Raw genomic sequence first — 9,915 nt, forward strand, 5'->3', positions numbered from 1 at the left:
TGTGATGCCGGTCTAGCTCCGTGCCCTCCGGGGCGGCCTGTTCTGACCGGAGCGAGCCCCGCCCGCCGCCGGAGCCGGCGCCCCGATCCCGGCGCCCCGATCCCGGTGCCCCGATCCCGGCGTCCCGATCCCGTCCGCAGCCGGAGGCGACGCCCTGATTGCAAACCTAGAGGCCGGCAAGCCGAGTAGAATGGCCGACGGGTCCTACTTCGCCATCTCCTGCAGAATCCCGGTATACAGCCGCAGTCCGAATTCGATGTTCTTGAGTGACAGCCGTTCGTCGTTGCCGTGTACCTCCAGCCGGTCCTCCTCCAGCTCCACCAGCCACGGGTCCAGCCCGTAACAGGTGATGCCCGCCGCCGCGTAGTACGGCCGGTCGGACGCGCCCGCGCTGATCGGCGTGGCCACCGGCACCCGGGGCAGCATCCGCCCGGCCACGCGCTCGATCGCATGAAACAGCGGCGTATCGAGCGGGGCGTCGAACCGCGGGCCCACGTCGCCGATGGTGGTGACCGTGAGCTTGGGGTCCGCCAGGACGCGCAGGAGCTCGCGCCGGAACGCCGTGGTGTCCTCGTCCGGGAGCAGCCGGATATCGATCTCGGCCGAGGCCTCCTCCGGGATGATGTTGGTCCTGTTGGAGCCGGCGAGCACCGTGGGCGTGACCGTCGACCGGAGTAGCGCGTTCCGTTCCGGGCTCGAGAGCAGCCAGGCCCGGCCACGCCGCGTGGCCAGCGCGGCGCCCGCGTCGGCCAGCCAGCGGCGACGCTCGCCCGTCTCGTACCGTGCCTGCGCCTTGAAGAACCGGTCGACCGGGGCCGTGAGCCGCACCGGCGTGCGCCACGCGACCAACCGTCCCAGTGCCACCACCAGCCGGTCCACCGGGTTGTCGCCCAGCGGGACGGAGGCGTGGGAGGTGGTGCCGCGCGCGGTCACCCTCTGCCAGTAGGCCCGCTTCTCGCCGACATCGATCCCGAACCACTTCACTTTGCCGTGCTCCACCCGGGTGTCGGCCCCCTCGGTGAGCAGGTATTCCACGCCCTTCAGCAGATCGGGGTGGCGCCGGATGAACGTTCGGGTGCCAAGCCCGTCGATCTCCTCGTCCGCGTTGCCGATGAGCACCACGTCGTGGGCCAGCGGCACGCCCGCCCGCTTGAGCGCGATCAGGCTCAGCAACTGGAGGATCCCGTGCCCCTTCATGTCGAGCGCTCCCCTGCCCCAGACGGATCCCTTTTTGATCTCGCCGCCGAACGGATCGGCCGTCCACTGCGCCCGGGTCACCGGCACCACGTCCATGTGGTGCACCAGGGCGATCCCGTGCCCCGGCGTCGCGCCCGGAACCCGCGCGTAGAAGTTGGCCCTGCCGGGCCCCAACTCCGCCGTGTCGAGGATCTGCCCCTCGATGCCCTCGCGCGCCAGCACGTCCTTGAGCCACCGCGCCGCCGCGAGCTCGTTGCCCGGGGGGTTGGTGGTGTTGATTCGGAGGTACTCGGAGAGACGCCGTGCAGCCTCGTCGCGCAGCGTGCTGAAATCGATCGCCGGCGCCTGCCCGGGAGCTTGAGCCGCGAGGGGGAGACCCGGCCAGGCGAGCAGAACGACCGCGAGCAGGCCGCAGCGAGCCAGCAGATGCCCTGGGTGTCTCGGCATCAGTCCTCCGAAAGGATCCGCGCGGCCAGCTCCTTGACCAGTTTGGCACACACGCCCGCGGTGAGGCCGGTGGGATCGTTGGCGGGATTGAACTCGACCAGGTCGGCGCCGACCAGCGGCGACTCCAGCGACTGGATGATGCCGAGCACCTGCCGGACGGTGAGCCCGCCCGGCTCGCGATGGGACATGCCGGGCGCCAGGCCAGGCTCGAGCACGTCCAGATCGAGGGAGAGGTAGACCGGGCTGTCGAACGGGAGCACTCGGCCATCACGCCAGTCCTTCATCTCGATCACCTCGACGCCGAGCCGGACCGCCTGCTGCCGCTGGTGCGCGGTCATGGTGCGGATCCCGACCTGCACCATCCGGTCGGCGAGGCCGGCCTCCATCACCCGAGCGAAAGGGCAGGCATGGGAGAAGCGGTCGCCCTCGAATTCGTCGTAGAGATCGGGGTGCGCATCCAGGTGCAGCACGGCGAGGCGCGGATGATAGCGGCGCACCGCGCGGAGGACCGGGAAGCTGATCGAGTGGTCGCCACCCAGCACCAGTGGACGCCGGCCCGAGGCGAGAATCGTCTCGGTCGCGGCCTCGATCGCAGCTCGTCCCTCTTCGTCCGCCGAGGGAGTGACGTCGCCCGCGTCCTGCACGACGCCGGTGCCGAGATCGGTGCCGTTCTCGGTCAAGGCGTTGCCGGCCTGGGACCAGAGCGCCTCTCGGATGAGCGGCGGGGCCTCGGCCGCGCCGCGCTGGAACGAGGAGCTGCCGTCGTAGCGGATGCCGAGCAGGGTGACGCCGGTCACACCATGTAGTTCGCCGGCGGATTCTCCAGCTGGAGAATCGGCCGATCGATCCTGAACGGCTGGATGTTCCGCTCAGTCCGGCCGTCCAGCGCCAGCTCGGCGAGAACGCGGCCGATGATGGAAGCGAACTTGTAGCCGTGCCCGCCGCCGATTCCCACGACGGCCTGGGGGCACCCCGGCACGAAGTCGATCACGAAATCCCGGTCCGGCGTGAGCGTGTAGAGGCAGGTCTTGGTGTAGATGATGGGCCCCAGGGCGTGGGGGATGCAGCGCCCGAGAAAGTCGACGGTGCGCTGGCGCGCCGCCGCATCCGGCTCGAAGGTGCGGGTATCGGGATCGACTTCCAGGCCGCCCGCGTCCTGCCCGGCCTTGGGACCCTGTTCGCCGAAGACCGGAAAGCCGTAGAAGCACGGATCATCCATCCAGATCCAGATGGGAAACCGGTCCGGCTGGAACTCCTCCAAATAGGGGGACGCGAAATAGTTGACCTGCTCCTTGGTCACCCGGAGCGGGAGCCGGACGCCGAAATTGGCCAACGCGCGATTGGACCAGGAGCCCGCCGCGATGATCAGCCGGCGGCAGCGGTAGCTGCTGTCGCCCGCCGCGACCACGATCTCGTCACCCACCGGCGTGAGGCCGTGCACCGGGACTCGGTCGCGCACGGTGGCGCCGTGCGCCTGGGCCATGCGGAGATGCGCCCCGTTGCCCCGGGCCGCCATCGCGATCCCGCTCTCCGGCTGGAAGAGGCCGTGGATGTCGTCGGTCACGGTGAACTGCGGCCAGCGGCGCCGGATTTCCGGGGCGTCGAGCCGCTCGAATGGAACGCCCGCGGCCGTCATGCTGTCGCTGTAGCTGCTGAGCGGGATGGCGCTCTCCCGGGGAGCGAAGTCGAGGCCCCCGGTCTTGAGGACCAGCTGTTCTCCCGCATCCTGCTCCACCTCCGTCCACGCGCGATAAGCGTGCTTGGCCAGCTCGACGTACTCCGGCGTATGGTAGGAGAGGCGGATGATCCGCGAGTGGTCCTGCGACTCGCCCCGCACGTGACCGATCTCGAACTGCTCCAGGCCCAGCACCTCGGCGCCCGCCTTCCGGGAGAGCCAGTACGCGGCGGCACTGCCCCAACCGCCCAAGCCGAGCACGATGTATTCGTAGTCGCGCTTCATGGGGCGTCTCCCGGTCCGCCCAGGTGCTCCCGGATGTAGCGGCGGATGTCGAGGCTGGCGCTCTCCATGGGCGCGTAATACCCCGACTGAAACACCCGCGACCGCATGCCCCGCTGCACCGACTCGCAGATGGCCCAGTCCTGCCGGTTCACCAGGTCCCAGAACTCCACGGCGTCGGACGGATCGAAGCCCGGCTTGGCGATCTCGTCGGGATGGAAGAGGAACTCGTTCACGACGGTAGTCCGTTCGGGTGCCTCCGGCCAGAGGGTGAACGCCGCCACGTGCTCGGCGGACAGGCTGAGCATGAAGTTGGGATAGATCAGCTCGCCCTTGTGGCGTACCTGCTCGTCATCGTCCAGGCCGGTGAACGGCGCCCGGGCGGAGGTGCCGGTCAGGGTGAACGTCCAGGCACCCTCGCGGTGGGGGATGCCCCGTTCCCAGTCGAGCTCCGCGCCGCCGCGCTGCTTGAACGCGGGGACCAGGCGGCAGAGCTCGGGATGCACCGGCCCGCAGTGGTAGCACTCGTTGTAGTTCTCCAGCATGACCTTCCAGTTGGCCTGCACCTGATAGACCAGCCGCCGGGCGACTCGGAGCTCGCCGAGCGGATAGCGGCGCACCCGCTCCACGATGTCGCCGAGCTGGCGTAATAAGGTGTGACCGCGCGCGGGCGCGTCGGCCGGCGTGAGGTTCACGAAGAGAAAGCCGCCCCAGCACTCTACCCCGACCGGGTGCAGCGACAGCTCGCTCCGGGGGAGGCCCTGGGATTCGTCGAGGAACGGCGCGGTGCGGAGCGCCCCCGAGAGAGTGTAGGTCCAGGAGTGATAGGGACAGCGGATGGTACCGGCGAAGGTGCCTGCGCCGGTGTCGGGCACCAGCTGGGATCCCCGGTGGCGGCACACGTTGTAGTGCCCGGCGAGGCCGCCGTCCCGGGTGCGCACCAGCAGCACGCTCTCCCCGGCGACGGTCTTCACCGTGTACGCCCCCGGCTGCGGCAGCTCTTCTTCGCGGCCGACGCAGAACCACTCCCGGAAGAAGATCCGGTCCTTCTCCCGCGCGAAGATCTGGTCCGAGAGGTAGTACTCCCGGTCCAGGGTCCGCTCCAGCGGCGAGCCGATCCCGGGCTCGCCGCTCACCGAGGCGCTTCTCCGCCCTCGGGGCCGTAGAAGAAGACCCACACGGCGAGGTCGTCAGTGAACTCCTCGAAGCGATGGGTCACGCCGGCCGGCACGAAGAGGACGTCGCCGGGGCCGAACGGGTGCTGCTCGCCGGCGTTCCGGAACTGGCCGCTGCCGTGGATCACGACGTAGACTTCGTCGCGGGTGTGGGGGGTCTGGGGATCAGTGCCGCGTGGAGCGTAGAGCTCGACTGCCAGAGTGCCGTGGCGGAAGAGCTCGACGAAGCGCTCACCGACTGGACCGGGGAGGCGGGACAAGCCATCGGAAACGCGCAGAAGATGGTTGGACATGGGCATCCGGTGATTTCCGTGGTCCGCGGTGCGTGCGGCGTGCGGCGATCGGGGCGTCGGCTCCCGCGGCGGGTGAGGTCGGGGCGCGCCGGCTCCTGCGGCGAGGGGATCGGGGCGCCGGCTCCGGCGACGGGCGGGGCTCGCTCCGGTCACAACAGCCCGTCCCGGGGGACACGGAGCTAGACCGGCATCGCACGGCCTGACTCCCTCCGCGATCCCCGCCCGCCGCCTGCGCCCGAGCATCAGGGCCCGCGGGCACATCCGACCCGACCATCGCGCAATGCTGTTGCGCCCACCACTGTATCAGCGCGTGCCAGGGGGGCTGGGGAGGCTCGCGCAGGGAGTCAGGCCGTGTGATGGCGGTCTAGCTACGTACGCTCCGGGGCGGCCTGTTGTGACCGGAGCGAGCCTCCCCAGCCCCCACCCCCCCGATCCCCGCCGACTACCCCCGTACGTCCCGCAAGATCTCCCTCGCCGCATTGTACCCGCATGCCCCCATAACGCCGCCCCCCGGGTGCGTGGCCGCGCCACACAGGTACAGGTTCCGCACCGGCGTCCGGTAATCGGCGTACCCCGGCACCGGCCGCATGAACGAGAGGCTGCTCAGGCTCATCACTCCCTGCATGATGTTGCCGCCGGTGAGGCCGAAGCGCTGCTCCAGATCGACCGGCGTGAGGATCTGCCGGGCGATGACCGACCGCTTGAAGTTCGGGGCGTACTGGTTCATGAGATCGAAGCAGCGGTCGGCGTACTTCTCCTTCTCCTCGGTCAGCGACAGGCCCGGCGCCAACGTATAGGGAAAGTACTGGGTGAACATCGACATCACGTACTTGCCCGGCGGGGCCAGCGTGTCGTCCAGCACCGAGGGGATGGTGGCCTCGATGATCGGATGCTGGGACGGGCGGCCGTACTTGGCGTCGTCGTAGGCCCGCTCGATGTACTCCATCGTGGGCGAGATGTGGATGGTGCCGCGGTGCTGGGGGCCGGGAGCGGTGCCGGGCGCGGCGCTGAAATCGGGCAGCTCGCTCAGCGCGAGGTTGATCTTGCAGCTCGCGCTGGCATAGTCGATGTTGCGCACCGCCTGCACGAACTCCGCCGGCAGATCGCCGTTGCTCATCAGCTTGAGGAAGGTGACGTTGGCGTCGACCCCCGAGGCCACCCGAGAGGCGCGGATCTCGCTGCCGTCGGCTAGCGCCACGCCCTGGACCGTTCCGTTCTTCACCAGGATGCGCGCCACCTCGGCGTTGGTGCGGATCTCCGCCCCGGCGTCCCGCGCAGCGGAGGCGATCGCATTGCTGATCCCGCCCATTCCGCCCCGCACGTAGCCCCACACGCCGCGCACACCGTCGCACTCGCCCATGACATGGTGGAAGAGCACGTACGCGGTGCCCGGCATCGAGGGCGACGCCATGGCCCCGATGATGGCATCGGTGGCCAGCGTCACCTTGAGCTGCTCCGACTCGAACCACCGGTCGAGGATGGGGGTCGCCGCCCCGGTCAGGATCTCGACCGCCTTCTGCCCATCGGTGCCCAGCTTCACGAAGGCCAGTCCCAGCCGGGCGAGCTGCAACAGGTTCGCCGGCCGGAGCGACCACGGGTTGGGCGGCGTCATCGTGAGGGTGGGCTCGAGGAAGTCGGCCACCCGCTCGAGCATCGCCTCGTACCGGGGCAGCGCCTCGGCGTCCCGCTGGGAGAACTTGGCGATCTCCCGCTGGGTGAGCGCCTTGTCCGGCCCCAGCAGCAGCGACCGGCCATCGGGAAAGGGAGTGAACGACGACGGGCTCCGGGGCAGCATCTCGAAGCCGTGGCGCTTGAGCTCCAGCTCCCGGATGATTTCGGGCCGGAGCAGGCTGTTCACATACGCGGCGGTGGAGACCTTGTAGCCGGGCCACACCTCCTCGGTTACGCAGGCACCACCCAGCACCTCCCGGCGCTCCAGCACGAGCACCGAGAGGCCGGCACGGGCGGCATAGGCGGCGGTCACCAGGCCGTTGTGACCGCCACCGATGACCAGCAGATCGTACGTGGTAGACATGGTATTCCGGGTCAGGGTCGCGAATCTTAGCGCGACCGGACCGGATTGTCATCCCGAGCGCCTGCCTGTCATCCCGAGCCCTTTCGCTGCGCTATTCGGGATGACAGCCACAGCCACAACTAGAGCGCGTGTCGCTTACCGCGACAGCTGCAGCTCGGTCCGGGCGTAGACGAAACGCCCATTGTACCCGAACGGCGACGCGGCCGCCCAGGGGAAAACGTCAAAGCTGTTGTTCACGCTGGCCTGGTCCGGATAGGTGTCGAAGATGTTTCGCATCCCCAGCGACAGCTTGACCAGGTTGAACCGGTATCCCAGCTCCGCATCGAACAGGGTCTTGCCGCCGTAGGTCTCGCGGCAGTCGTCGCAGAAGCCCGGTTGCGCGGAGGCAAACCCGCCGTAGTACGACGTGCGCCCCAGCACGTTGAATCGGCCGACGCCGTAGTTGGCCTGGAGGGTGGCGCGCCAGTCGGGGCGTTCCTCCTCGATGCTGACCCGAGTCACCACGTCCAGCAGCCCTGCCTCGGTCGAGCCCGCATCCCGCAGCACCTGCGGCAGCGGATCCACCCGAAGGATCTTGTTCTTCGTGTAGTTGAGGTTGCCCGTGAGGTCGAGCGTCCCGCCCGTGCCGGCCGGCGCCCGGTAGCCAGCGGTGATGTCCAGGCCTTGAGTGCGGGTGTCGAGCCCATTGGTGAAGTACTGGACACCTGAGATGTCGGTGAAGCCCGCGTTGGTCAGAATCTGGACCGTCGCCTCGTCGTCGAAGGTGGCGCCGAGCAGGATGCGGTCGTTGATGCGGATGTGGAAGTAGTCGACGGTGATCGTGAGGTTGTTCACCGGGGTGACGGCGACGCCGCCGCTGAAATTGATGGACGTCTCCTCCTTGAGCGGCACGGCGCCTAGTGCCTTCGCGGCAGGGTTGTCGGTCGGGAAGATGCCGACGTTCTCCTGGACCGGCACCCCGAGGGTGGGATCGAAGATGAAGTTCGACGTCACCTTGCTGAATCCCACCTGGCTCAGCCCCGGCGCGCGGAATCCGGTGCTGATCGCGGCCCGGAGTGTGACCCGCCGCGACGGCTGAAGCCGGAGCGCCAGCTTCCCGGTCAGCCGGTCGCCGAAGTCGCTGTAGTGCTCGTAGCGGGCGGCCGCGTTGGCCAAAAGCTTCGGCGTGAGGTCGGTCTCACCATCGACATAGAGTCCGAAGTTGTTGCGGCTGCGGTCGGTTGCGTCGCCCGGGTTGAACCCGGCGAACACCTGCGAGCCGCTCGGCGCCAGGTCGGCACCGAACTGGTCCAGGCTGCCCCCGTTGATGTACGACGCCGGCTCCCCCGGACGGATCTTGTAGTTCTCCCGCCGGAACGCGGCACCGAACGCCAGGTTGAGGGGAGCCGGAAGTCCCACGACGATCGGCCGGGCGAAGTTGATGCCGGTCACGAACTCGCTGCGCAGGACCCGGCCGGCGTCGAAGGACGTTTGATTCGGAATGTTCGGATCGTCCGCGGTCCCCAGAATGCCATCGAGACCAGGCGCGCAGGGGACGTCGAGGCAGGGGCCCAGCGATGCGTTAAGCGTGTTCGACAGGTCGTATTTGAAGTCATTGTGGCCGAACTGCCCGCCGAGATCGTAGTTCCAGCCCGATACCACGCCGCGCAGACCGGCCGCCGCCGAATAGTCGTTGGCCAGGCCATCGAACTGCGGCAGGAAGCCGAGCGGATAGATCTGCGGCCAGTTGTTGGAGCCGTCGGCGTAGCGGCGGTAGCCGTTGCCGCTGCCTTTCCGGTGGCTGTAGCCGCCGAAGCTGTACACCTCGGTGGTTCCGGCCTCGTTCAGCGGCAGACGGAAGTTGGCGAAGGTGAGCACGTCCTTCTCCAGCCCGTCACCCCAGTGGTAATTGGGCTGAGGCACCGGGTTCCGCTTCTCGATGACTTTACCATCGGACGAGTCGATCGAGTCGGCCACGCCGGTCACACTGGTCTCCGCGGGGTCGGCCCAGGCGCGATTGGTCGGCTGCCGGTCGCGGAACTCGCCGAATAGCCCCAGCGAGCCGCGGCCCAGCTTGACCCCCCAGCCGCCGTTGACGTTCGCCGTGGTGCCGTCGTCCGGATAATCGTCGGTGGTGTAGCGGCCGACGTCGCCGTTCACGAACGGGGTGAACGTGCCGTCCTTGATCACCAGGTTCACCACGCCGGCGATGGCGTCCGAGCCGTACTGTGCCGACGCGCCATCACGCAGGACCTCGATCCGATCGAGCGCGCTGGCGGGCAGGGCGTTCAGGTCCACGCCGCTCGAGCCCCCTGCGCTGCCGTAGCTGAAGTTGTTCACCAGGGCCGTCTGGTGCCGACGCCAGCCGTTGACCAGCACCAGCGTGTGGTCGGGGCTCAACCCTCGCAAGGTGAACGGCCGCACGATGTCGGTCGCGTCGTTGACGGACTGGCGTGGAAAGTTGACTGAGGGCGATACGGTCTCCAGGATGATGCTGGTCTCGGTCGACCCCTGCTGCTGCAGCCGCTCGGCTGGGTACACGTCCACCGGGACCGCCAGCTCCTCCGCGGCGGTGTGGCGCGCCCGGGAGCCGACGACTACGTCGATCGGCGCGAGCTGGACGGCGCTCTTGACCAGGGTGAAGTCGAGCCGGGTAACGTCCGCGGCACGGACGGTCACCGCACTTCTCGCAGCCCGATAGCCGATGAGCCGGACGTAGACCGTATGAGGACCCGCGGGGACGCCGGTAATCTTGTATTCGCCCGTGCCGCCGCTCACGGCGGCGAGGCCGGTGCCTTCCACGGTCACCGAGGCGCTGGCCAGGGCCCCACC

Annotated in this window: 7 protein-coding genes; all 7 read right to left on the reverse strand. The window is 68.8% G+C overall.

The window, feature by feature from the left end:
• Nucleotides 1–204: 204 nt before the first annotated feature.
• Nucleotides 205–1,644: a M20/M25/M40 family metallo-hydrolase gene (locus tag VHR41_14800; protein ID HEX3235465.1), complete on the reverse strand. Its 1,440-nt coding sequence runs from the start codon at nt 1,642–1,644 to the stop codon at nt 205–207.
• A complete protein-coding gene (gene speB / locus VHR41_14805; GenBank protein HEX3235466.1) occupies nt 1,644–2,441 on the reverse strand; it encodes an agmatinase in 798 nt (265 codons plus the stop codon). Before speB ends, VHR41_14800 begins: the two co-directional genes overlap by 1 nt.
• Complete coding sequence (gene solA / locus VHR41_14810; GenBank protein ID HEX3235467.1) at nt 2,438–3,604, reverse strand: N-methyl-L-tryptophan oxidase; 1,167 nt, start codon at nt 3,602–3,604, stop codon at nt 2,438–2,440. The genes speB and solA overlap by 4 nt, the downstream gene beginning before the upstream one ends.
• Nucleotides 3,601–4,737, reverse strand: a complete 1,137-nt coding sequence (locus VHR41_14815; protein ID HEX3235468.1) for an aromatic ring-hydroxylating dioxygenase subunit alpha — start codon at nt 4,735–4,737, stop codon at nt 3,601–3,603. Before VHR41_14815 ends, solA begins: the two co-directional genes overlap by 4 nt.
• Complete coding sequence (locus VHR41_14820; protein HEX3235469.1) at nt 4,734–5,069, reverse strand: cupin domain-containing protein; 336 nt, start codon at nt 5,067–5,069, stop codon at nt 4,734–4,736. The genes VHR41_14815 and VHR41_14820 overlap by 4 nt, the downstream gene beginning before the upstream one ends.
• A gap of 442 nt (nt 5,070–5,511) precedes the next feature.
• Nucleotides 5,512–7,104 (reverse strand): NAD(P)/FAD-dependent oxidoreductase, encoded by a 1,593-nt coding sequence (locus VHR41_14825; protein ID HEX3235470.1) that lies wholly within the window; start codon nt 7,102–7,104, stop codon nt 5,512–5,514.
• Nucleotides 7,105–7,239: 135 nt separating this feature from the next.
• On the reverse strand, nt 7,240–9,915 hold a 2,676-nt coding region (locus VHR41_14830), incomplete at its 5' end, for a TonB-dependent receptor (protein HEX3235471.1).

It is taken from the genome of Gemmatimonadales bacterium (assembly GCA_036265815.1).
GTDB lineage: Bacteria > Gemmatimonadota > Gemmatimonadetes > Gemmatimonadales > GWC2-71-9 > CAVVWJ01.

Coding starts and splice junctions, on each gene's coding strand:
- VHR41_14800 (HEX3235465.1), bottom strand. CDS start 1,644: ATGCCGAGACACCCAGGGCATCTGCTGGCTCGCTGCGGCCTGCTCGCG.
- solA (HEX3235467.1), bottom strand. CDS start 3,604: ATGAAGCGCGACTACGAATACATCGTGCTCGGCTTGGGCGGTTGGGGC.
- VHR41_14825 (HEX3235470.1), bottom strand. CDS start 7,104: ATGTCTACCACGTACGATCTGCTGGTCATCGGTGGCGGTCACAACGGC.
- VHR41_14820 (HEX3235469.1), bottom strand. CDS start 5,069: ATGTCCAACCATCTTCTGCGCGTTTCCGATGGCTTGTCCCGCCTCCCC.